This is a genomic window from Enterocloster citroniae, from assembly GCF_040545455.1.
In the GTDB taxonomy this organism is placed as follows: Bacteria; Bacillota; Clostridia; order Lachnospirales; family Lachnospiraceae; genus Enterocloster; species Enterocloster citroniae.
The window spans coordinates 1-21,544 of the sequence record NZ_JBEPLZ010000017.1 but is presented as its reverse complement, the minus strand read 5'-3'; the positions used below and the strand labels follow the sequence as shown (position 1 = coordinate 21,544).

Sequence of the window (21,544 nt, the reverse complement as noted above, 5' to 3'; positions counted from 1 at the left end):
TTGGATGGAAAGGGACGCGTTATGATTATATTTGAACATGTTTCCAAAATATACAGCAACGGCGTAAAGGGGCTGGACCAGGTGGACCTGTCCATTGGAGATGGCGAGCTGGTGGCGGTGATCGGCCTCAGCGGCGCTGGGAAAAGTACATTCCTGCGTTCCATCAACCGTCTGCATGATATTACGGAAGGGGATATACGTATCAACGATGTCTCGGTAACCAGGGCAGGGAAAAAACAGCTAAGGGTCATCCGGCGTCATATCGGCATGATCTCCCAGACATTTAATCTGGTAAAGAGGAGCACGGTGCAAAAGAATGTCCTTTCAGGGCGGCTGGGATATTATCCAACCTGGAAGAGCATTCTGGGAATATTTTCCAAAGAAGATTACAGGCTGGCCAGTGAGGCACTGGAAAAGGTGGGGCTTTTAGACAAGCTCCACTCCAGGAGTGATGAGCTTTCCGGCGGGCAGCAGCAGCGTGTATCCATTGCCAGGACCCTGGTGCAGCAGGCGGATATCATCCTTGCGGATGAGCCGGTGGCATCCCTGGATCCGGTGACCACAAGAAAGATCCTGGAAGACCTGAGACAGATCAACCGGAATATGAAAAAGACAGTGATCATCAACATCCATTCCGTGGAGCTGGCAAAGGAGTTTGCAGGCAGGATCCTGGGGTTCCAGGCGGGCAGGGTTATTTTTGACGGGACCCCGGCAGAACTCACTTCAGAAGAATTGAAACGGATTTACGGAAAGGATATTGGAAGTGAAAAGGAAGGGGCTGCCGATGAAGCTTAAAGATACCATCCATTTCAACTGGTATAAGCATCTGTTCATTGTGCTTGTGATCGGCCTGTGTGTTGCGGCAAGCGCTGGGGTCACAGAGGCGGATATCCTGGATGTGTTCGGAAACCTGGAGCAGATGTCCGGCTTCCTGTCCCGCTTTCTGAAACCTGACTTTTCCTATATTCCCAAGCTGATCGGTCCCATGATCTCCACCCTCCAGATGTCGGTGGTGGGAACTGCCCTGGGGGTGGTGTTTGCAGTGCCGGTGGCATTTTTAGGCACCACCGTGGTGACGGGAAACCGTGTGGTTACATCAGCGATCCGGTTTTTCTTGGACATTATACGCACCATACCCAATTTGCTGTTGGCAGCCCTGATGGTTGCTATTGTGGGGATCGGGGAGTTTACAGGCGTTATGACCATTGCCGTGTTTACCTTTGGTCTGGTTTCCCAGCTTGTGTATGAGGCCATAGAAGCCATAGATGAGGGGCCTATTGAGGCTGCCGTGTCAGTGGGGGCCAACAAGGTGCAGGTTGCGTTCTGGTCCGTGGCACCCCAGATCATGAGCCAGGTGGCCGGGTATACCTTCTATGCCCTGGAGGTAAATGTGCGTGCCTCCGCGGTATTGGGTTATGTGGGCGCGGGAGGAATTGGGATCATCCTTAATTCATCCCTGGCCCTGCTCCAGTACGACAGGGTGTCCATCATCATTCTCCTGATCCTTGTGGTGGTGGCGGCCGTGGACGGCCTCAGCGAGGCGATCAGAAGGAGGCTGGCATGATGACGGATAAGAGAACAAGGAAACAATGGGTGATCGCAGCCGTGGTGCTGGCGGTTCTGGTCTACTCCGCTGCAGGGATTGATTATTCAGGCCTGGCGTATTTTTCACCATCCATGGCAGGGGATGTGTTCCGGGGACTGGCAAAGCCGGCCTGGGGATATATCTATGACGGAAGCGGGGAGGATCTGATCAGCCTTCTGCTTCTCACACTGGGGATCGCATGTTTGGGAACAGCCATTGCAACGATCCTGGCCCTTCCCATTACGCTTTTAAGCTCATCCAACCTGTGGCGTTCCTATCCCTGGGTGGCCAAGGCAGGGAAATTTGTCTGTAATGTGCTGCGGGCATTCCCGGAGCTGGTTTATGCCATTATTTTTGTTAAGATGGTAGGACCAGGGCCCTTTGCAGGCGTGCTGGCCATTGGCGTCCATCAGATCGGTATGCTGGGCAAATTGTATACCGAGGAAATGGAGGCCATGGAGGAGAGCCCGGTGGAGGCCATGACGGCCGTTGGCGCCGGGTTCTGGCAGACCATGTTTTTTGCAAGGATCCCACAGCTTATGCCCATATACAGCTCCCTTTCACTGAACCATTTTGAGATCGCGGTGAGAAGCGCCACCACCTTGGGACTGGTAGGAGCGGGCGGTATTGGAGCGCCTCTGGTATTTGCCATCCAGGCCAGAAACTGGGATAAGGTGAGCGTGATCCTGATCGGTGTGATCGTGGCGGTATTTGCCATTGACAGCCTGGCAGGTTACATTCGCAAAAAGCTGAAATAGGGGCTGAGACAGAAAAAGGAAAGGATATAGGAAATGTATATTTTACATCTGTCAGACATTCATTACAGGAGAGAATTTGGAAAAGGGTTCAGGAACGCCAATGGAGATGGATATCAGAACATGCTGTCCGCCATGCAGAACCCCACGGTTTTCCTGGATGAATGCCTGGACCGGGTGGCAGGGGACCGGGAGACGGTAGATCTGGTGGTTGTCACCGGCGATTTGACGGAAGATGGGAACGCAGAGGATTACAGAAGCCTGAAACACCATATCAGGGAGCGGATCGGGGATGTTCCCCTGGTGGTGACATTGGGTAACCATGATAACAAACAAAGCTTCAGGGAAGGGTGGTTAAAGGAGGGGACGGACGGAGAAAGAACTGCAGGTTCCTGTGACAGCCGGCCCTATCACCAGGTGGAGTGGGTGGATGGGACTGCTGTGATCTCCTTTGACACCTCGGCTCAGGGGGTTCCGGACGGAAGGTTGGACGAGGAACGGCTCAACTGGCTCAGGACTGCCTTAAAGGAAGTGGGAAACCACCCGGCCATCCTGGTAACCCACCACCATCTGCTGTGCGAACAGGGGCAGATCCCGCCCCTGCCGGAAAGCGGCAGACTGTTGGAACTGATCGGGGACAGCGGGATCTTCCTGATCCTATGCGGCCATACCCATCACCACTACGCGGGCCTGGCCGCGGGACGTCCCTGCCACATTGCGGACAGCCTGTCCTTTTGCGGGGATAACGTGGGAGGCGGGAAGGTGCGGTTCCAGGAAAAGTACGGTTATAATAGTTACAGGATAGAAGAGGGTATGGTCAGGATGAGCAGAAGCGAGACCTTTGCAAATGGCCGTATACTGGGCACTCTGACGTTTTAAGGAAACTTCAGGGTGCAGTTTTTTTAGGAGGTAATTAAACATGAGATTGGTTTTAGATACCCACACCCACACCATTGCCAGCGCCCACGCCTACTCCACAGTGGCGGAGATGGCCAGGGCGGCGGCGGACAGGAAACTGGAGCTTTTGGCCATCACGGACCACGGCCCGGCCCTGGCGGATTCCAGCCATAAGCTGCATTTTATGAACTATCATGTGCTGCCCGGGGAAATGTACGGTGTCCGTATGCTTTATGGGGTGGAGCTGAACATACTGGACTTTGAGGGAAATGTGGATCTGGATGAGGAGATCCTTAAGCGGCAGGACCTGTGTATTGCCAGCTTCCACACTGCCTGCACAAAAGCCGGGACCATGGAGGAAAACACACAGGCCTATTTAAAGGCCATGGAAAATCCATATGTGGATATCATCGGGCATCCGGAGGACGGATACATCCCGGTGGATTTTGAACGTCTTGTAAAAAAGGCAAAGGAGCAGGGGGTATTGCTGGAGATCAACAACTCCTCTGTAAAGACAGCATTTTACCGTCTGAATACCAGGGAGAATATGAAGACCATGCTTAAGCTGTGCAAACAGTACCAGGTCCCTGTTTCCATGGGTACGGACGCCCACTATGCGGGTGCGGTGGGCCTGTTTGACCAGGCGCCCCAGGTGCTCCGGGAGGTGGATTTCCCGGAGGAACTGGTGGCCAATACTTCAACAGAGAGATTCCTGGACCTTTTGGCCCGGAGAAGAAAGAGGCGCTGCCTGGAAGCCTGAGCCGGACGGGCCGCGCAATATGATACGGGCAGGGACGGGCCGCGCAATATGATACGGGCAGAGACAGGCGCCGCGCATTATGATACGGGCAGGGTGGATGCGGGAACGCCGCATGTGTGGTTCTCACACAGATAGTAAAGAACTCCCTGCCCGGGAATGGGATAAGCGTTTGTAAACGGAGCGATCCGGGACAGGCGATCCTCATTCCCGGGGCACTTAAACAGAATGGAGATAGGCGTTTTTTTCTGCCTCCTCATATAATCAAAAAGCTCATCCGGCGCCTTGTTGTCTGCCGATACACACACCAGCTCCCGGGATATGGAGAGGGCTTTCATAAACGCCATGAGAGAGAAACAGTGGGCCGAGGGATACCCCTTTGCACCGGCTGCAAGAAATGCCAGCTGCCGGTCTGCAAACTCCTGCCATCTTGGTTCTGCCGTGAGGGAGGCCAGTGCAAGAAGCACATGGGCGGCGGCTGAATTTCCGGAGGGAACAGCTCCGTCATAGATCTCCTTTGGCCGGTGGATCAGTTCCTGGACATCCCTGCCGTAAAAGTAAAAGCCTCCCTGCCGGCTGTCCCAGAACAGGTCCGCCATCTGCGCCGCCCTTTTAAGGGCCAGTTCCAGGTAATCCACCTCCAGTGTGGCCTCATACAGTGCCAGCAGCCCCAGGCAGTAGTAGGCATAATCGTCAAGATTGCCCGGAAAGGCGCGTTCGCCGTCCCGGTATCTCACAAACATTCTGTGGTTTTCATCCACCAGATGCTGTTCCACAAACATCTGAGCATTTCGGGCCTTTTTCTCATAGGCCTTTTGATCCAGCAGCAGACCGGCTTTTGCATAAGCCGTGATCATCATTGAATTCCAGGAAGTCAAAATCTTATCATCCCTGTGAAGAGCCATCCGTTTGATACGGTGATCATATACCTTTTTGCAGATCGGACCCATGAAAGGGAAGGTATCTTTATAGCCGGGGTTGTGAAGGAGATTGGGAATGTTCTTCCCCTCAAAGTTCCCCTTTTCCGTAATGCCGAACCACTGGCAGAAATCATCATATTCCCGGGGGGTATCCAGAATCTGTCTGATCTCATCTTTTGAAAATACATAAAACTTTCCTTCCACCCCCTCGCTGTCAGCGTCCTGACCACAGTAGAATCCTCCGTCACTGTCACTTAATTCCCGTTCCACGTAGAGCAGGATCCTTTCCGCGATCTGCCTGTAATAGGGATTGTCCGTGAGCCGGTATCCTTCCAGGTAAGCCAGGGCCAGCAGGGCATTGTCATACAGCATTTTTTCAAAATGGGGAACCAGCCAGGCTTCATCCGTGGAATAACGGGAGAAGCCTCCGCCGATCTGATCGTGGATCCCGCCCCGGGCCATGGCTGTCAGCGTTTGTTCCGCCATGTCCATGGCATGATCCTCATCCCGCGCAGCGTAGTACATCATTAGGAACAGAAGGTTATGGGGAGCAGGGAATTTGGGAGCCCGGCCAAAACCGCCGTGTTTTTTGTCAAACATGGCGCTGAGCTCCTTAAATCCTTCATGAGCCAGTTCCCATGATACAGAATCTTCCGTTCTATCCCTGGCCGTTCCCGTGCCATCCATCCCATCTCCGGCCGTTCCCATCCCATCCGCCCCATTCCCTTCCCTGCCGTGGATCAGGGACATGACCTGCCGGCTCATCTGAAGCAGCTGTTCCCGGTCTGTCTCCCAAAGCCCGGACACCTTTTCAAGGAGTTCCGTCAGCCCAGTCATCCCATACCTGGACCTGGGCGGCAGGTAAGTTCCTGCGAAAAACGGTTTTTTATCCGGCGTCATGATGATGGTAAGGGGCCATCCCCCCCGGCCTGTCATGGCCTGGCAGACCGACATATATACCATGTCAATCTCCGGGCGTTCCTCCCGGTCCACTTTCACAGGCACAAAATGGGTATTTAGGATCCGGGCGATTTCTTTGTCTTCAAAGGATTCGTGTGCCATCACATGGCACCAGTGGCATGTGGAGTATCCGATGCTTAAAAACACCGGTTTTCCTTCTGATTGCGCCTTGAGAAACGCCTGGTCGGACCAGGGATACCAGTCCACAGGATTTTCGCTGTGCTGCAGCAGATAAGGGGATTTTTCGCTGTACAGATGATTGGGCATATTGCTTCCTCTCTTTTCCTGATCGTTTGGGAATAGTATCCGCGGTTTTTCGGATCTTAACCGGAAATCAGGAAAGTCTCACCGGCCACCTCCTCTGCCTGACTGATCCCTAATTCAAGAAGTGCATGTTTGGTTGACAGAAAGGCTCTCTCAGACAAAAGCCGGAATGTCCCTGCCAGCAATGCGCTGTCTTTTGCAGCACAGCTTTCCTGTATCCTGTGGGAGATCATGTTCCATCCGCTGACCGGCCCGGGACCTGTTACTTCCGGGCGCAGGACATTTCCCTCTGACAAAAACAGTGTGATCTTGCGGTAGATGTCCCGTATGGTCATAAGGGGACAGAAACGGATCACTGCCTGCATCACGGCGTTGAGCACAGCTGTAGTGGACTCCTTTGTATCCGGTACAGAGGCAGCCATAGCAATGCTGTCCACAGCCTCCTGTGAAAAATAGGGAAATGAATGCATGATAACAGGCTCGCAGGTCACTGCCAGCAGTTGAAGGGCTTCCAGAAAACCCCTGAGATGATCTTCCATCATCAGTTCCCTGATCTTATAGAGGAGCTCAGGCCCGCTGGCGGAAATGACCCGCGTGCCGATTCCGTTCAAGGTCTTGACCACTCCCAGCTGGTTCAGCAGATGGATGGTCCTGCGCATGGTGATCTCAGATACATGGTAGATATCTGCCAGCGCTGACCCGCTTGGCAAAAGCGTTCCAACAGGATAAACACCCTGATTGATTTTACATACAATGTTGATCGCCAGGGTATCGCAGTACCGTGTGCGTCCCTTGCGGGGCGCCCAGGAAAAGACCTCCCTCTGACCCGGTGCCGTGATACCGGGGACTTCCAGCAGGTAAGATTCTATGATTCCATAAAAGATACCGCTTAAATGCTCCAGGCGCTGCCTGATCCGGACAGGGGGAAGCGCTCTGCTGTTCCGGACGCAGTAATCGTATTCCGCTGATACATCCGTCATCAGGTCATCTGCTTTGGAACTTCCCAGCTTGGAGTAAAGGATATCCAGCAGGGCGCTTTCGGCAAATGAGCTGATGTCATAATAGAGACTGAGGGCGGTCCGGCTTCCAAGGGCCAGAAAGGAATTTTCAAACTGCTGGTAGAGATATCTGCCGGGGATGCTGAGAGCCTTTCTGTCACCCGGCTGTACGGACAGGTGGCGGCTGTCACCGTGGATCATGCCGTATAAACAGAGGTCCGGCAGGATTAAATTCAGGGTCCGTATCACATCTAAGAGGGAATGGGCACGTTGTTTGAAAACAGGGCTTTCCAGGTAATCCCTGTATGGTTTGTCAAGGATCGCAGTGGATTTTCCGCGGCAAAGCTTAATAAGGCCACCCTGTTCAAGCATCTTAAGGGCCCTTTGGGCAGGACAGTAGGATACCTGATACTGGCTGGCGATTTCCTTGGCAGAGGGAAAGCGGGTTTCATTATCATAAAAGCCCAGCTGTATTTTTCCTGCCAGGCTCCGATAAATGGTCCGTTCCCTGCTGTTGGAATTGGACATGGGACGTCTTCCTTTCATGAGTATTTATAGTTGCTGAAAAAACATGGTAAGAAATCCATGCTTTAGCAGGAGACAGGGAAGATGCCCGGTGTCAATAGGCGGAGCATACAGCCCGTGAATACTCATCCATCATCCAGTGGAGGTACTGCATCCTTGGTTCGGCTGCATCCGTCTGTTCGGTGATGTCGGACAGGGATGCGGAGAACATGGGACGGCTGTTGGCTGTGGCGCCGGTTAACATAATGTTCAGACGGAACCATAAAAGTCTTCCATCCTTTGCTGGCAGAAGGCAGGCTGTGACAAGATGCTTGCTTCCATTGGCCGCGGCCTCTGTCAGCGCAAGCCTTAATTTGTCAAATTCCTTGGTGTGTTGGCCTAAATACTGGCGCAGACCCATAAAATTGGAAAGAAAATCCTCCTTGGTATAGCCGATCTCCTTATAAAAGGACGCGTTTGCCACCAGAATGGTCAGATCTTCATCCAATATGCACTTGATGATACTGCTGTCCGTACCGGCCATTATTTTGTTGGATTTGTTGGTGGGAGCTGCAGCAGACCTGCTGGGATCACTGTTAATCGATGTATTATTCTGAAGTACCATATTTGAATTGTTCTCCTTTGTCGGTGTAAAAATAATGGATAGATCCCTTTAGCAAACAATATGAAAATCTACCTTGATCATATTATATCTAATAAACGGAATAAAAGCAATAGGGTGATTTGCCTCTTTGGTTGCCTGTGCAACGTACTTTTTAATGGTTTTAAATTATAATGGGCAAAACAGGAAATAACAGGAGGTAGATCAATGAATCTGACATTTACAGGGCTTTTATATGGAGCGGCCGCAGCCTGTCTGGCCGTATCCTTCCGTAAGGACCGGGAAAAGACAAATCAGGCAGTAAAAAAGGGGTTTCGCATGTTTCTGGGAGTGCTGCCCCATTTTCTCACCATCCTTTTGATCACGGGCATTCTATTTACAGCCGTGACACCGGGGATGATCCGGGACGTGATCGGAACCGGGTCCGGTTTCAGGGGAATGGTCCTGTCAGCCTTGACCGGAGCAGTTGCCCTGGTACCGGTGCTGGCAGTGTTTCCTATGGTCTCCCGGCTCCTTGAAAGCGGGGCTGGTATTCCCCAGATGGCAGTGTTTATCTCCACGCTCACCACGGTGGGAATTGCCACGCTTCCACTGGAGATACGGTATCTGGGAGTGAAGGCTTCTATTTTGCGCAACCTTTTTTTCTTTGTGTCCGCATTTATCACATCCTGGGCATTGGGGGTGATCCTGGCATGAAGAACAAGAGGATATGGGGGCTGGCAGCGGCCCTGATCGCTGTATTGATTGTGATCCGGCCGGATGGAGCCAAGGATGTGCTTGTGTATACGGGAAAGGGGACGGTTCAGTTTCTGTGGAATCTGATCCCTGTTTTTCTGTGCGTAGGCCTGATGGACGTGTGGGTGGAGAAAGAAAAAATGATGCAGATCATGGGAACGGATTCCGGGCTTAGGGGTATGGCCATCTCACTGCTGATTGGGATTGTAACTGCGGTGCCTATTTACGCACTGCTGCCCATTGCCGGCATGCTCCTGAAAAAGGGGGGCAGGATATCCAATGTACTCATTTTCCTGTGTTCCAGCGCAAGCGTACGGATCCCTCTTTTGCTGTTTGAGATATCTTCCCTGGGAGCTGCGTTTTCCCTTTGCCGCTTTTTAATGAATCTTCTGGCGGTGTTTGCCATAGCGGCCCTGGTGGAGAGGGCGCTGACACAAACGGAAAGGGAGGAGATGTACAGAAGGAACCAATCCTAAAATACGATTGTGCCAAAGTAAAAAACTGTTTATAATGAAGAGAGGGGAAAGGTGAATTTCCCATTGGGGTAAACGGAGGAGCAGCATATGACAACGGTGATCGAAAAGGGAACAGCGGCTGATACGGACGAGCTGGAACAGCTGTATGGCAGGTTACATGAGCATTTGGGAAAACATATTAATTATCCCGGATGGATCAGCGGTATCTATCCGGCCCGGGACACTGCTGAGAGCGGGATCGGGGAAGGGTGCCTGTATGTGGCCAGGGAGTGCGGGAACCGGGAACCGGGGCCTATTGCGGGGACTGTGATCCTGCGCCGTGAGCCTGAGCCGGGATATGAGAAGGCGGACTGGCATACGGACCTGGATTACCGGGACATATTGGTGGTGTACACCCTAGCGGTCCACCCGGATTATCTGAACAAAGGGGTGGGAATGCAGCTGATGGATTTTATCATAAGCCACGCAGAAGCCGAGGGGGCAAAGGCCGTACGCCTGGATGTATATGAAAAGAATCTGCCGGCGATCAGGCTGTACAGAAAGTATGGCTTTCAGTATATTGATACAGTGGATCTGGGATACGGCAAATACGGCCTGGATCGGTTTGAACTGTATCAAAAGCTGTTATAGGCAGCTGGACAGAAAGAAAACACCCCAATACATATGGGGCAGGGATGATGAAGGAGGAACTTTGTGGGAATACGTTTAATTGCGTCCGATATGGATGGCACGCTCCTGGATCGGCATTCTGATGTTTCAGAGGCCAATATCAGGGCCATTCAGGCTCTGGATGAGTATGGAGTGGAGTTTATAATATGCAGCGGCCGCGATTATGGCGGAGCCAAAGCCCTGCTGGAAAGCAAGGGGATCAAGTGTGGGTTTATCTGCCTCAGCGGCGCTGCCGTCTATGACAGGGAAGGAAAACGGCTGCTGGAAATACCCATGGCGCGGCAGGATGTGGCCGATGCCGAGGCAGTGCTTCTAAGCCGGGGGGCAACCATGAAATTCATGACGTCCGGCGGATGGTACAGCACTTCAAAAAGGGAGGCGGTGCTGGACGAACTGTGCAGGCATTGGAACGGCGGCATAGCGGATCCCGGCCGGCTGCCGCCTTTGCTTCGGGAACGGGTTGAGGAGCGGATGGACTCCATCACCTTTATCAGGCATTCCTCGGAGATCCCTTCCCAGGTGTCGGTCTATAAAATATGTGCCGATGACCTGGCGGAGGAAACCGTGATGGAGATAAAAGATGAATTCCAGGCCTATGCGGAGCTGGCAGTGGCCTCCTCCTTTCCCACCAATATCGAGGTCACTGGAAAAAATGCCCAAAAGGGACTGGCCCTTAAGTATTATGCCGGGCGAAAGCAGATCCCGCTGGAGGACGTGATGGTCCTGGGGGACAGCGACAACGACCTGTCCATGTTTACCCAGGACTTTGGCTGGACCGTTGCCATGTCCAACTCCATGCCGTGCATCCTGGAAGCGGCCCGGTACCGCACCCTCTCCAATGAGGAGGATGGGGTGGCCTGGGCGATCAGAACGTATGTGTTTGGAGAAACGGATTGGGGAAATGAATCGGAAAATGGGTTAGGAAAATGATTGGGTCTGGTTTGAAGCGTAGAGCACTGTTTCCAGACAGTCGGAATCAATTCCAAAGCGTATCCGCACAGCATAATCGGAAGCAGCCTGTTCAAAATATGGACCGGCTCCCGGAATCCGGCTGACTGCTGCGCGGATCGCGGGTTTTATGCATGTGCAGATCTCTTCCACGCAAGAAGATAGGAAGCGGGTCCGCAGCAGGTTGCATTCTTCAACGGTCAGCAGAGGTATATCCAAAGCCCTTAGGGCGGAAAAATCCGACCCGGCTGCCTCCGCTGCCAGCAGGCGGCTCACCGTACAGAGAAGGACCGGCTCACACAGATTGTCAAGGTAAAGCTCCCTGTAATCCGGCGATACCCGTTCCATTAGCCTGCATATGGTGTCAGGATGGAAGCGGTTCAGGAAATGCACCTCCATGGCAATGGATTTCAGGTATTTAAAAATCAGATCAATGCCTCTTAGGGGGCTTAGGGGTCTGGGGCCATTTTGCTGGGGAAGCAGGTCCTGGCAGGCGGAACCATCCAGACAGGCAGTTTTGTTAAGCAGCGGATAATCCAGTGTCAGCAAATGGTTTCCCGGGAAAAAGACGGGATCATACCGGACAAAGAATTCAGGCATTCCCTTTAATATGGTATCCCTGTAGTTCGCGCAGCCGTAATCATGAAAACATGGAAGGATGGATTCATAGATTTCCTTGGCCTGCAGGGTCTTTTGGATCACGAGATGTGCACCCCGGTCATAGAGCTCCCTCTCATGGGGCATGCGCCCGGCGCTGATTCCGTGTTCTGTATCTGTTACGCACTCACGGATACAGTAAATAACAGCCTCCATCAGGGCCTGGGCTGCCTCGTAGGAGACAGAGCAGCTCTCCCCGGACGTGTAGCGGACTGACAGTTCTGCCACAATGGGCAGCAGACGTTCGATGTGATATTCCATTGATAACCTCCTTCATAGCCGGGAATGGGGGATTAACGCCAGCACAGGTCTTTTAGGGCCTGGAGATACAAGCCTTTATCCCACCTGGCTTCGCCGCTGAACTGTTCGTATACTCCGCGGCCCTCGCTTTGCTGGTATCCGGAATATCCGGCCCGTACACCTGCTGCAAAACGGTCCAGGCAGGTATCTTCCAGATAGTCTGCGTCTCCGAAGCATACTTCGTCAAACTGCTCCCTCATAAAATTCAAAAGCTCCCGGTCTGTTACGCGGTCAGCGGTGCTGTCCTTGAACTCATAGAAAATATCCTGGAGCCGGGCCAGCATTTCCATATAGTTGTCCTGTTCCAGATAGGGGGAGTCACAGAATGTCCATATGAGGGTTTCCAGGATCCCTTTTCCAAATTCCACGCGTCTCCACTTCCTCAGGCTTTCATTCCTGCACGCTGCCAGCTCCAGGGCTTCTTCCTGGGACAGGGACAGTCCAAAGCGGGCCGTGTCCTCGTTGCATGCTGCCAGCCTTGCCAGCTCCTGGGACTGCTTTCCCTGCCACAGCATTTCATAGAAATCTTTTTCTTCTTCCATATGTGTCCTCCTTCTTGTGGACACCCATTATACGGCGGGTGGGAGACCATTACAAGTCTTGTATTTAGGCCGTTTTTGTGGTATTATAATGGTGTGGAAAATAGAAAAAGCATGGCGCCAAGCACAAGCAGGGCGTTATCAGAGGTGATCTGCAGGCATACCAGCAGATAGCAACAATTTTAAGAAATCCCATACCGGCGTTGATGACGCCGGTATTTTCATGTCCTGACGCCGGAACGGGAGACGGGATATGGGGTGGGATCAACTGAATTTGAGTGCAGCGCCCTTTTCTTATGGATGGATCAGTTTGTGGGGCATAAGGAATTTATTCCCCAAAGAACAGCTTCATATCCTCATCCACGGTGCCGATGCCTGAGATGCCGAAGTTATCCACCAGCACCTTAGCCACATTGGGGCTTAAGAAAGCAGGCAGTGTGGGGCCTAAATGGATGTTCTTAACTCCCAGGTATAACAGGGCAAGGAGTACGATGACAGCTTTTTGCTCATACCATGCAATGTTATAGATAATGGGCAGGTCGTTGATATCCTCCAGGCCGAATACTTCCTTTAATTTAAGGGCGATCACTGCCAGGGAATAGGAGTCGTTGCACTGTCCGGCGTCCAGCACGCGGGGGATTCCCCCAATGTCGCCCAGATCCAGTTTGTTGTATTTATACTTGGCGCAGCCTGCGGTGAGGATAACCGTGTCCTTTGGCAGGGCCTTTGCAAAGTCTGTGTAATAGCTGCGGCTTCCTGCCCGGCCGTCACATCCTGCCATGACCACGAATTTTTTAATGGCGCCTGATTTTACAGCTGCCACAACCTGGTCGGCCAGGGCCAGCACCTGGTTATGGGCAAAGCCGCCGATGATCTCGCCTGTCTCAATCTCTGCGGGAGCCGCGCACTGCTTTGCGTGCCGGATGATCTCAGAAAAGTCCTTTTCCTCCCCAATGGAGCCGGGAATGTGCCTGCAGCCCGGGAATCCGGCCGCACCGGTGGTGTAAAGGCGGTCCTTATAGCTGTCCTTTGGGGGGACGATGCAGTTGGTGGTCATAAGGATGGGGCCGTTAAAGGACTCAAATTCCTCCTTCTGTTTCCACCAGGCATTGCCATAGTTGCCCACAAAGTTGGGATATTTCTTAAAAGCCGGATAGTAGTGGGCGGGCAGCATTTCCGAATGGGTATATACATCCACGCCGGTTCCCTGTGTCTGCTCAAGAAGCATTTCCAGGTCCCGCAGGTCATGGCCGGAAACCAGGATTCCGGGGCGTGTTCCCACACCGATATTGACTTTGGTGATCTCAGGATTTCCAAAGGCCTGTGTATTTGCCTTGTCCAGCAGGGCCATGCCGGACACGCCGTACCGGCCGGTCTCCAGAGTCAGGGCTACCAAGTCATCAGCGGTAAGGGTGTCATCCAGCGTTGAGGCCAGGGCGCGCTGCAGGAACGCATCCACCTGGACATCCTCCTCTAAAAGGACATTGGCGTGTTTGGAGTAGGCGGACAGTCCCTTAAGCCCGTAGGTGATGAGTTCCCGCAGGGAGCGGATGTCTTCATTTTCCGTGGAGAGCACGCCCACCGTGGCTGCCTTTGGCTCAAATGCAGAATCGTCCCCTGACCAGAGGGCTGCATCGGGAAGCTGATCCATGTCTTTTACCAGTAAAAGCAGTTCCTTCTTGGTATCCAGGGTTGCGCGGATACGGCTGACAATGGCCTCTTTGTCAAAATTGGCATTGGTAATGGTGGTAAACAGGTTTAATGTGATCAGGTGGTTGATCTCAGGACGGACCTCAGCGCCTTCCTTTCTCAGCGCGGTGGTGACAGCGGACAGGCCCTTGGTCACATAGACCAGCAGATCCTGCATGGCGGCCACATCCGGCTTCTTGCCGCAGACCCCCACCCGGGTACATCCGGTGCATCCTGCGGTTTCCTGACATTGGTAACAGAACATTTTGTTTTCCATAATGATGGATCCTCCTTTTGATTTCCCAAGGTTTTTATTGTGTTGGCTTTAGTATAATATAATCAAAACAACATGTATGTTGTTGAAACAACACAATGTAAAAATATTTTTCGGTTGTCCAGCGCTGACTCTACGGAGCGTTGATTGTAATCCGGCGCGTATGGGGGTATTCTATAGAGGGCTTGGGAATTGTTCCATAGAGGGTTTGGAAATAAATGTTCCAACATATGCAACGGTTCAGGACATCCGATGTGGAAATGGATGCAAAAACGGACTTATAAGCAAGTTTATCACCCGCTTTTGCCCCATTTTCCCGCTATCCTGAACTGTTGCCAATATTATAGTAAACGGAGGTGGGCATGATGGATTGCGCCAAGGTAGGGGGGCTGATTGCGGGTCTGAGGAAAGAAAAGAAATGGACTCAGAAGCAGCTGGCTGATGCCATGAACATCAGTGACAAGACGATCTCAAAATGGGAGAGGGGGGGTTCACTTAGATAAAGATACCACACCAATCCCACGCTGACTTTTGCTCAACCAATACAGCCGGAGGGCTGGATAACAAGAAAAGGCGGTATGCGCCCCGTGGAGGGGTAGCATATCGCCTTTTCTTGTGGGGGTTTCCAAAGGGGGCAACGCCCCCATTTGGCACACGACTTTGCGAAGCAAAGTGTAGTGTGTTATACGCTCTGTCGGCGTTGTCGTGAAAATGCCGTTGCCGCCGGGGAGGGCAAGGGCATTTGAAGCGGCAAGATTTGAAGCGGCAAGAAAACAGGGCTGTGCTTGCGTGGCGTGGAGCCGCAAGCGCAGGTCTGGTTTCATCAGCAGACAGAGCGTATATGAAAGCCCCCGTCCCTCGTCCTACGCTCCGACTTGTGGACAAAGTGTCCCGAAGTTGTGGCCACACTCCCGGAAAAGTAGCAGGACAGCGGGCAACCGTCAAGGCTGAAATGAACGGGGTTACACCCGGCCTTGACCGCCGCCCGCCGCCCCGCTGGATGGGTGGACAAGGCGGCCAATCCCTCAAAGTGCTTGGCCGCGCTCTTTCTGATTTTGAGGTATTCAGTTTTTCAAAATTGAATAATCAAAATAAATTTTTTCGATTGAAAAAATTTTATTTGTTATCATCTTCAATGCCATATTTTTTCTTTTGCCGAATCACATAATTACTGATTTTTTCATCATATAGTGGATACTGGTAATCCAACTGGCATGCCACTTCTGACGAAACCTCCCGGAACAATGCCATACATTGTTCAAAGGATTCCCACATATGGGGATAGGAATCCATATTATAAGTGGACATAAGTCGTTCCCACAATTCCTCTGGGACATATTGCTTCATAAATTTATAGTTTTTTCCCAAACTGAAATGAAATCCCTGTTTGATACCAATCAGCCAGGAAATCATGCGAAGCAATTCTTTTCGTACTATATCATTCATATGGTCAATAGCAAAAAGAATTTCTTTGCGGCATAAGCCCTTTACTACATATGTTGTAGTATTCCAAAATTCATTACAGCAATCGTCAAACATTCTTTGAGTAGGCTTCTGCAAGTGGTAGTCTATATCCGTTGGTATTGGCGGCTTTACGATACGGTTGTCTTTATCCAACAGTAACTTTACCAGTTTATCCCATGTAAAATACTCGTCTATCAGTTCCAGCGGCAGCAAAGTTAAATCTATCTTAACATCATCAGTAAACAGCATTAAATATGAAAATCCCTTTTCTACAGCTGGAAATAATTCCATATCTTCCGGCTTTTGCAGAATCAACCTTTCACCAAATATATCTAGCCATTTATCATCACTTGTGAAGCTGTCCATATCCGTAACAAAAAAAGTAATATCAAAATCCTGAAAATCATCAGGCGGAATATTTGTATTTGTTCTAGATCCTTCCAAAGTAACCATGCGAATGCGTTTGTCTGTTTTTGCAAAATTCAAAACAATATCATAAACTTCCTTTTCTGATCTCATTTTTATCTCCTCCAATTATTGAAATAGGTGTGAAGCCATTTTAGGGCTTTCCCGCCTTGATTACCCTTTAGCAAAGACGGGCGGGACTGTCAACGGCGGCGCATGAAATGCGCCGTTCATCTTGACCGTTGACTGGCTCGGCTGGCTTTGCTATTTTCTCGATGAAAAACAATTTATTCGTATTTATTTCCATCATTGTCATAGTAAGCCACATGAATGGAATACTCTTTTTCTGGGTTTTTAATTGAGATAATATCCATATCATCTGTGTTGTATCTCAATGTATCTTGCACTTGTCCATTTATTGTATAAGTGATTTCAGCATACTCTGTTTTAGCACCATTAAACCAAATTAAATCATACCATTCTCCGTTTATTGCAACGCCACCGACAATAATCTCATCACTATTTCGGTTTGTTGATGTACTAAATTTGTAGTCTCCATTTCCTGTTGGTTCAAAGATAGCAAGTGTAGATTTATTATCTGTACTGTATGCTCCACTCACGATATAACCGCCAAGTTCCAGTTCTTTTGCGATAGTCCATTCATTCCCTTTTGAAATTGCGGTGTTCAATATGCTTTCTCTGCTGGTAATGGTATCTCTTTTGGGAGTTAAACTAAAGAAATATAAAAAAGCGGCAGCAACGCAAATAACAGTCGCTGAAATTATCAGTAACCACTTTTTCATAACCAATACCTCCATATAATCTGATTTATTATTCTCTTACTTGCGTCCCCGCTGCGGCTTTGGATTTTTCAGCAAATCCGATTTCTGTGCAATCTTTTTCAACCACTTCTTTTCTTCCTCTGACAGTTTCCCATAGTTCAGCTTGAGCCGCTTACAGATAAATGCCATAGCCGCCTGCTCCGGGTCGCTGTCCGGGCTGGTGGTTTCCTCTGCGGTCTGCAAGAAATCTTCCAGTGGGTTGTCCTCCGGGACACTGAAAAAATCGTCCTTATGGGCTTCCCGCAGGTCGAGGGCTATCTTGTTTATATCCTGCTGTATCACATAGCGGCAAAAGCTGTCGTCGTCAATATGGGCGGCGATAAGCTGCCTTAACTGCGGGTCAGTCAAGCCGGGATTGTGCTGTTTCATAATCGTTGCACTCACAGCGTCCACAATGGCGTTTGCACTCTGCACCTGCTTTCCCGCTACGCCGTTCACATAGATTTCAAGGTCGGCCATGAGCCGGGGAAAATCCGGGTGGGTCGCCAGTTCACACAAAAGGGAATTGTCCACCCGCCCGCTTTTCAATAGTTCAATCATATCGTCGCTCAAACGCAGGTCTGCAAGATCGGCGTTTGGGTGATTTTTTGTTTGGGAGCGGCCCAGCAGATAATCAACGGTCACTTCATAAAACTTTGCCAACTCAATAAGGGCATAGTGGCTGATGTCTTTGAACTTGTCCCCCTCATAACTGCCCAAAGCAGACTTGGAGAGATGGGTCTGCTCCGCAAGTTGTTCCAATGTCAGCCCACGCTCCACACGCAGGTCTTTTAGCCGTTCCTGTATGGATAACTCCATGCTCTCCCTCCTTGTTTGTTCAATAAACGGGAAATTAATTTCCTCTGTATGCCGAATGAAAAATGACTTTCTTTCCTTTACTTTTTGCAAACGCAATTTCTTTTGAAACTTGATTTCCAATGTATCCTTGAATATCCACAACATAAATTGCATCGGAGAGTTCGATTTTTCTATAATGCGCATTTTCAAGAGAGACCTGTTCCATAGGTGTAATATCCAAATTATCTACATTATATACACATTGTAAAACATTCATATTATGTTTTGTTTCTAACAGAAATGCTATCCTTTGCATTTCTGTTTCAAATTTCATACTTCCACATATTGTAACTGTTTTCATCCTGCACCTCGTTCAATTTCGATTTGTCGTTCCGTTGTTTCCATTCTACCACAATTCCGAGAGCGTGGAAATAGGGAGTTTTCCGGACGGATTTCCTACCTCTTGGATATACGGGACGGGCGGTCATTTAGGTGTAGACTTAGGGTAGTTCATCGATGGACAGCACCTTGAAAACAGAATGACCGTCCGAAAAGGGATACCCCGGCTGGGGAAGCACCGCAAGGAGCCGGACTTCGGGACAATTGTCCCGAAGTTGCGGGGAGCGTGCCTCGTCGCCGCAAGCTGCGTATCATTCGCTTCCGCCAGAGGGCGAAAGCTCACTCGCTCCGCTGCGGCTCCTCTCCCCACAAAGTCTGACGACTTTGTGGGGGCCCCTGTTGGGAACACGCCGCAGGCATGGGGCAGGAAACCTTTTCGGGGAGAACGGCAACGGAAAGCAAAATGGAGGGAACGCATGAGAGATAACCCCTATAAAGACTTGCCGCCGCTGGAACGCAGGCCGAACGGTTCCCTTTACCGCATGACACCGGCGCAGAAGAAACAGGCGGCCAGCCTGATACGCCGGGAGTGCTGTTGCTGTGAGGACGGCAACTGCATTGTCCTTGACGATGGGGACACCTGCACCTGCCCGCAGACGGTTTCTTTCTCGGTCTGCTGTAAGTGGTTTCGCTGGGCGGTCTTGCCGCTGGACGGGACGCTGGAAGCGGAGATTTTCCGGGATAAGGACTTGAAACGCTGTGCGGTCTGCGGCGGTGTGTTCGTTCCTAAATCCAACCGGGCAAAATACTGCCCCGGCTGTGCCGCCAGAGTTCACAGGCGGCAGAAAACAGAAAGTGAACGGAAAAGGAGGTCTGCTGTGGACAGTTAGGAGCGAAAAAAGCCTTGATTTATCAGGCTTTGCAAGCCCCAAACCGGGGCGGGTGGTATAAAGTATCGCCCACCCCGGAAAACGGGCTTCTAACCGTCCACAAAACGCACTATGACAAATACCATCTATATCCATCAGCCGGAAAAGGCGTTCAGCTTCACCCGGCTCCCAAATTTCCTCTTTGAAGCCCCCACATTCAAGCCCCTGTCCAACGAGGCAAAGGTTCTGTACGCCTTTATCCTGCGCCGGACAGAGTTGTCCCGCAAGAATGGGTGGGCGGATGACTGCGGACGGATTTTCCTGTATTACCCTATCTGCGAGGTGGTTGACCTGCTCCACTGTGGGCGGCAGAAAGCGGTGAACACCCTGCGGGAACTGCAATATGCCGGACTGGTGGAGATCCAGAAGCAGGGATGTGGAAAACCCAACCGCATTTTCCCAAAATCCTATGAAGCGGTTCCAAACACCGACTTCAAGAAATCCCGTTCTGGTACGCCGGAGGACTGAAAACCGTACCCATGAAGTACGGAAATCACTCCTGAGACGTACGAAAACCGGACGGTATATAGAAATACAAAGATAAAAAGATTGATTTATATTCTATCCATTCCAATCCTATCCGAGCTATTTTCTGCGGGATTTTCCCTGTGGAAAACCCCGGATAGGAAAGGAATGGGGAAAGGAGCAGAATGGCACAACACGCAATTTTACGGTTTGAGAAGCACAAGGGCAACCCGGCAAGGCCGCTGGAAGCCCATCACGAAAGACAGAAAGAACAATACGCCAGCAACCCCGACATTGACACAAGCCGGAGTAAATACAACTTCCATATCGTCAAGCGGTCGGGACGCTATTACCACTTCATTCAGAGCCGTATCGAGCAGGCCGGGTGCCGAACCCGCAAGGACAGCACACGGTTTGTCGATACGCTGATAACCGCCAGCCCGGAGTTTTTTAAGGGGAAATCCCCAAAGGAGATACAGGCGTTCTTCCAAAGGGCGTCGGACTTCCTCATTGGCCGGGTAGGACGGGAAAATATCGTGTCGGCGGTGGTACACATGGACGAGAAAACGCCCCACCTGCATTTGACCTTTGTTCCGCTGACAAAGGACAACCGCCTGTGCGCTAAAGAGATTATCGGCAACCGGGCAAACCTGACGAAGTGGCAGGACGATTTTCACGCCTATATGGTGGAGAAATATCCCGACTTGGAGCGTGGGGAGAGTGCCAGCAAGACAGGCCGGAAGCATATCCCCACCCGGCTTTTCAAACAGGCGGTTTCCCTCTCCAAACAGGCCAGAGCCATTGAAGCCGCCCTTGACGGCATTAACCCACTGAACGCCGGAAAGAAAAAAGAGGAAGCCCTCTCCATGCTGAAAAAGTGGTTCCCGCAGATGGAGAACTTCTCCGGGCAGTTGAAAAAGTACAAGGTCACAATCAATGACCTGTTGGCGGAGAATGAGAAGTTGGAAGCAAGGGCAAAGGCCAGTGAAAAAGGCAAGATGAAAGATACGATGGAACGGGCAAAGCTGAAAAGCGAACTGGACAATTTACAGCGGCTGGTTGACCGTATCCCGCCGGATATACTAGCGGAACTGAAACGGCAGCAGCGGCACACGGTAAAGGAAAGGTGATAGTATAAGCAGAAATTTTCGCCGCCTCTGTGCGGCATTGTACCTTGAAAACTGAATATGGAGGACACTGGATGGCAAAAAGCGAAAGCGATATTTTTACACCCCGGACAGGGCAGGTCATACAAGCAGAGAACGGCACGCAGTATTTTGTATGTGGGAACAACCGTATAAAAATCTCCGAACACTTCGCCGCAGGCGGGAAGCCCCTCGGTGATCTGATTGTAGATGTGGTGCGGCATACCGCAGAAAAAGCCGCTTCAACCTGATAGCCCATCATTGATAACACGCCCACGCTTATGATATAATTGCCATAGAGCAAAAGTATTGTAAGCGTGGGTTGTTTCTTTAGAAGGAGGATTTTTAACGGTGAAACAACCTTACAATACTACGATTTACAACACGGCGCTTTATATGAGATTGAGCCGGGACGATGAACTGCAAGGAGAAAGCGGGAGTATTCAGACACAACGCATGATGCTCCGGCAATATGCCGCCGAGCATGGCCTGAATGTCATAGATGAATATATCGACGATGGATGGTCTGGAACGAACTTTGTTGAGGTAAGATAACGATACCTTTTTTGCAGAGGGTGTTATCTTACCTCTTTTTGATGTATGTTAGATAGCATAACTCTTTACGTCGG

23 protein-coding genes and 2 pseudogenes are annotated in these 21,544 nt (G+C 50.9%); 15 read left to right on the top strand and 10 right to left on the bottom strand.

Annotated elements, in window-relative coordinates:
* Window positions 1-21: 21 nt before the first annotated feature.
* Genes phnC through ABID13_RS19215 form a run of 5 tightly spaced genes read left to right on the top strand, consistent with a single transcriptional unit; the run spans window position 22 to window position 3,997 of the window.
* Window positions 22-795, top strand: coding sequence for a phosphonate ABC transporter ATP-binding protein (gene phnC, locus ABID13_RS19235; RefSeq protein ID WP_007861409.1), 774 nt, complete (start codon window positions 22-24; stop codon window positions 793-795).
* The gene (phnE, locus tag ABID13_RS19230) at window positions 785-1,564 is read left to right on the top strand and encodes a phosphonate ABC transporter, permease protein PhnE (RefSeq protein ID WP_007861407.1); all 780 of its coding nucleotides are present in this window, start codon (window positions 785-787) and stop codon (window positions 1,562-1,564) included. Before phnC ends, phnE (ABID13_RS19230) begins: the two co-directional genes overlap by 11 nt.
* Entirely contained in the window at window positions 1,561-2,343 is a 783-nt protein-coding gene (gene phnE / locus ABID13_RS19225) for a phosphonate ABC transporter, permease protein PhnE (RefSeq protein WP_007861405.1), read from the top strand. Before phnE (ABID13_RS19230) ends, phnE (ABID13_RS19225) begins: the two co-directional genes overlap by 4 nt.
* A 33-nt stretch (window positions 2,344-2,376) precedes the next feature.
* Window positions 2,377-3,219, top strand: a complete 843-nt coding sequence (locus ABID13_RS19220; RefSeq protein WP_007861403.1) for a metallophosphoesterase family protein — start codon at window positions 2,377-2,379, stop codon at window positions 3,217-3,219.
* Between the two features lie 40 nt (window positions 3,220-3,259).
* The gene (locus tag ABID13_RS19215) at window positions 3,260-3,997 is read left to right on the top strand and encodes a phosphatase (RefSeq protein WP_007861401.1); all 738 of its coding nucleotides are present in this window, start codon (window positions 3,260-3,262) and stop codon (window positions 3,995-3,997) included.
* Window positions 3,998-4,074: 77 nt separating this feature from the next.
* Here ABID13_RS19215 and ABID13_RS19210 read toward each other — a convergent pair whose 3' ends face one another.
* From ABID13_RS19210 to ABID13_RS19200, 3 genes are all read right to left on the bottom strand, one after another.
* Window positions 4,075-6,141, bottom strand: a complete 2,067-nt coding sequence (locus ABID13_RS19210; RefSeq protein WP_048929676.1) for a thioredoxin domain-containing protein — start codon at window positions 6,139-6,141, stop codon at window positions 4,075-4,077.
* A 56-nt stretch (window positions 6,142-6,197) separates the two neighbouring features.
* Window positions 6,198-7,664, bottom strand: a complete 1,467-nt coding sequence (locus tag ABID13_RS19205) for a GntR family transcriptional regulator (protein ID WP_048929677.1) — start codon at window positions 7,662-7,664, stop codon at window positions 6,198-6,200.
* Window positions 7,665-7,755: 91 nt separating this feature from the next.
* Window positions 7,756-8,265, bottom strand: coding sequence for a PAS domain-containing protein (locus tag ABID13_RS19200; protein WP_048929678.1), 510 nt, complete (start codon window positions 8,263-8,265; stop codon window positions 7,756-7,758).
* A gap of 204 nt (window positions 8,266-8,469) precedes the next feature.
* On the opposite strand from ABID13_RS19200, the gene ABID13_RS19195 reads away from it, so the two are divergent.
* The 4 genes from ABID13_RS19195 to ABID13_RS19180 all read left to right on the top strand — a co-directional run bounded on the left by ABID13_RS19195 (window position 8,470) and on the right by ABID13_RS19180 (window position 11,072).
* Window positions 8,470-8,958, top strand: a complete 489-nt coding sequence (locus ABID13_RS19195) for a hypothetical protein (protein WP_007861396.1) — start codon at window positions 8,470-8,472, stop codon at window positions 8,956-8,958.
* Window positions 8,955-9,473, top strand: a complete 519-nt coding sequence (locus tag ABID13_RS19190) for a permease (protein ID WP_048929679.1) — start codon at window positions 8,955-8,957, stop codon at window positions 9,471-9,473. The genes ABID13_RS19195 and ABID13_RS19190 overlap by 4 nt, the downstream gene beginning before the upstream one ends.
* An 87-nt stretch (window positions 9,474-9,560) precedes the next feature.
* Entirely contained in the window at window positions 9,561-10,103 is a 543-nt protein-coding gene (locus ABID13_RS19185) for a GNAT family N-acetyltransferase (protein ID WP_045092748.1), read from the top strand.
* Between the two features lie 63 nt (window positions 10,104-10,166).
* On the top strand, window positions 10,167-11,072 hold the full coding sequence (locus ABID13_RS19180; RefSeq protein ID WP_048929680.1) for a Cof-type HAD-IIB family hydrolase: 906 nt from the start codon (window positions 10,167-10,169) through the stop codon (window positions 11,070-11,072).
* Here the strand turns inward: ABID13_RS19180 and ABID13_RS19175 are convergent.
* The 3 genes from ABID13_RS19175 to hcp all read right to left on the bottom strand — a co-directional run bounded on the left by ABID13_RS19175 (window position 11,061) and on the right by hcp (window position 14,552).
* A complete protein-coding gene (locus tag ABID13_RS19175; protein WP_053095346.1) occupies window positions 11,061-12,008 on the bottom strand; it encodes a DUF6179 domain-containing protein in 948 nt (315 codons plus the stop codon). The genes ABID13_RS19180 and ABID13_RS19175 overlap by 12 nt on opposite strands.
* Before the next feature lie 32 nt (window positions 12,009-12,040).
* On the bottom strand, window positions 12,041-12,589 hold the full coding sequence (locus ABID13_RS19170) for a DUF6323 family protein (RefSeq protein WP_045092750.1): 549 nt from the start codon (window positions 12,587-12,589) through the stop codon (window positions 12,041-12,043).
* Between the two features lie 325 nt (window positions 12,590-12,914).
* Entirely contained in the window at window positions 12,915-14,552 is a 1,638-nt protein-coding gene (hcp, locus tag ABID13_RS19165) for a hydroxylamine reductase (protein ID WP_007861382.1), read from the bottom strand.
* A gap of 362 nt (window positions 14,553-14,914) precedes the next feature.
* Between hcp and ABID13_RS19160 the strand changes: the two are divergent.
* A pseudogene (locus ABID13_RS19160) lies at window positions 14,915-15,037 on the top strand (helix-turn-helix domain-containing protein); the annotation flags it as partial.
* A 628-nt stretch (window positions 15,038-15,665) separates the two neighbouring features.
* Here the strand turns inward: ABID13_RS19160 and ABID13_RS19155 are convergent.
* The 4 genes from ABID13_RS19155 to ABID13_RS19140 all read right to left on the bottom strand — a co-directional run bounded on the left by ABID13_RS19155 (window position 15,666) and on the right by ABID13_RS19140 (window position 18,398).
* Window positions 15,666-16,532, bottom strand: a complete 867-nt coding sequence (locus ABID13_RS19155; RefSeq protein WP_001255868.1) for an aminoglycoside 6-adenylyltransferase AadE — start codon at window positions 16,530-16,532, stop codon at window positions 15,666-15,668.
* Window positions 16,533-16,705: 173 nt separating this feature from the next.
* Window positions 16,706-17,221 carry a hypothetical protein gene (locus tag ABID13_RS19150; protein WP_021434973.1) on the bottom strand — a complete coding sequence of 172 codons (516 nt, stop codon included), beginning with the start codon at window positions 17,219-17,221 and terminating at the stop codon, window positions 16,706-16,708.
* A 36-nt stretch (window positions 17,222-17,257) separates the two neighbouring features.
* Entirely contained in the window at window positions 17,258-18,058 is an 801-nt protein-coding gene (locus ABID13_RS19145) for a helix-turn-helix domain-containing protein (RefSeq protein ID WP_021434974.1), read from the bottom strand.
* A 34-nt stretch (window positions 18,059-18,092) separates the two neighbouring features.
* Entirely contained in the window at window positions 18,093-18,398 is a 306-nt protein-coding gene (locus tag ABID13_RS19140; protein WP_021434975.1) for a hypothetical protein, read from the bottom strand.
* A gap of 454 nt (window positions 18,399-18,852) precedes the next feature.
* Between ABID13_RS19140 and ABID13_RS19135 the strand changes: the two genes are divergently transcribed.
* From ABID13_RS19135 to ABID13_RS19115, 5 genes and pseudogenes are all read left to right on the top strand, one after another.
* A complete protein-coding gene (locus ABID13_RS19135) occupies window positions 18,853-19,266 on the top strand; it encodes a cysteine-rich VLP domain-containing protein (protein WP_048929681.1) in 414 nt (137 codons plus the stop codon).
* 111 nt (window positions 19,267-19,377) lie between these two features.
* Window positions 19,378-19,773, top strand: coding sequence for a replication initiator protein A (locus ABID13_RS19130; RefSeq protein ID WP_002584984.1), 396 nt, complete (start codon window positions 19,378-19,380; stop codon window positions 19,771-19,773).
* Window positions 19,774-19,955: 182 nt separating this feature from the next.
* Window positions 19,956-20,900 carry a MobV family relaxase gene (gene mobV, locus ABID13_RS19125; RefSeq protein ID WP_032548335.1) on the top strand — a complete coding sequence of 315 codons (945 nt, stop codon included), beginning with the start codon at window positions 19,956-19,958 and terminating at the stop codon, window positions 20,898-20,900.
* 71 nt (window positions 20,901-20,971) lie between these two features.
* Window positions 20,972-21,166, top strand: a complete 195-nt coding sequence (locus tag ABID13_RS19120) for a hypothetical protein (protein ID WP_002334813.1) — start codon at window positions 20,972-20,974, stop codon at window positions 21,164-21,166.
* Window positions 21,167-21,311: 145 nt separating this feature from the next.
* Window positions 21,312-21,455: pseudogene (locus tag ABID13_RS19115) on the top strand (recombinase family protein); the annotation flags it as partial.
* Window positions 21,456-21,544 lie beyond the last annotated feature (89 nt).

Excerpts from the sequence above, each read along its gene's own strand:
- ABID13_RS19140 (WP_021434975.1), bottom strand. The coding sequence starts at position 18,398 with ATGAAAACAGTTACAATATGTGGAAGTATGAAATTTGAAACAGAAATG.
- phnC (WP_007861409.1), top strand. The coding sequence starts at position 22 with ATGATTATATTTGAACATGTTTCCAAAATATACAGCAACGGCGTAAAG.
- phnE (WP_007861405.1), top strand. The coding sequence starts at position 1,561 with ATGATGACGGATAAGAGAACAAGGAAACAATGGGTGATCGCAGCCGTG.
- ABID13_RS19185 (WP_045092748.1), top strand. The coding sequence starts at position 9,561 with ATGACAACGGTGATCGAAAAGGGAACAGCGGCTGATACGGACGAGCTG.
- ABID13_RS19215 (WP_007861401.1), top strand. The coding sequence starts at position 3,260 with ATGAGATTGGTTTTAGATACCCACACCCACACCATTGCCAGCGCCCAC.
- ABID13_RS19210 (WP_048929676.1), bottom strand. The coding sequence starts at position 6,141 with ATGCCCAATCATCTGTACAGCGAAAAATCCCCTTATCTGCTGCAGCAC.
- ABID13_RS19150 (WP_021434973.1), bottom strand. The coding sequence starts at position 17,221 with ATGAAAAAGTGGTTACTGATAATTTCAGCGACTGTTATTTGCGTTGCT.
- phnE (WP_007861407.1), top strand. The coding sequence starts at position 785 with ATGAAGCTTAAAGATACCATCCATTTCAACTGGTATAAGCATCTGTTC.
- ABID13_RS19130 (WP_002584984.1), top strand. The coding sequence starts at position 19,378 with ATGACAAATACCATCTATATCCATCAGCCGGAAAAGGCGTTCAGCTTC.
- ABID13_RS19200 (WP_048929678.1), bottom strand. The coding sequence starts at position 8,265 with ATGGTACTTCAGAATAATACATCGATTAACAGTGATCCCAGCAGGTCT.
- ABID13_RS19120 (WP_002334813.1), top strand. The coding sequence starts at position 20,972 with ATGGCAAAAAGCGAAAGCGATATTTTTACACCCCGGACAGGGCAGGTC.
- ABID13_RS19190 (WP_048929679.1), top strand. The coding sequence starts at position 8,955 with ATGAAGAACAAGAGGATATGGGGGCTGGCAGCGGCCCTGATCGCTGTA.
- ABID13_RS19145 (WP_021434974.1), bottom strand. The coding sequence starts at position 18,058 with ATGGAGTTATCCATACAGGAACGGCTAAAAGACCTGCGTGTGGAGCGT.
- ABID13_RS19155 (WP_001255868.1), bottom strand. The coding sequence starts at position 16,532 with ATGAGATCAGAAAAGGAAGTTTATGATATTGTTTTGAATTTTGCAAAA.
- ABID13_RS19135 (WP_048929681.1), top strand. The coding sequence starts at position 18,853 with ATGAGAGATAACCCCTATAAAGACTTGCCGCCGCTGGAACGCAGGCCG.
- ABID13_RS19175 (WP_053095346.1), bottom strand. The coding sequence starts at position 12,008 with ATGGAATATCACATCGAACGTCTGCTGCCCATTGTGGCAGAACTGTCA.
- ABID13_RS19205 (WP_048929677.1), bottom strand. The coding sequence starts at position 7,664 with ATGTCCAATTCCAACAGCAGGGAACGGACCATTTATCGGAGCCTGGCA.
- ABID13_RS19220 (WP_007861403.1), top strand. The coding sequence starts at position 2,377 with ATGTATATTTTACATCTGTCAGACATTCATTACAGGAGAGAATTTGGA.
- hcp (WP_007861382.1), bottom strand. The coding sequence starts at position 14,552 with ATGGAAAACAAAATGTTCTGTTACCAATGTCAGGAAACCGCAGGATGC.
- mobV (WP_032548335.1), top strand. The coding sequence starts at position 19,956 with ATGGCACAACACGCAATTTTACGGTTTGAGAAGCACAAGGGCAACCCG.
- ABID13_RS19170 (WP_045092750.1), bottom strand. The coding sequence starts at position 12,589 with ATGGAAGAAGAAAAAGATTTCTATGAAATGCTGTGGCAGGGAAAGCAG.
- ABID13_RS19195 (WP_007861396.1), top strand. The coding sequence starts at position 8,470 with ATGAATCTGACATTTACAGGGCTTTTATATGGAGCGGCCGCAGCCTGT.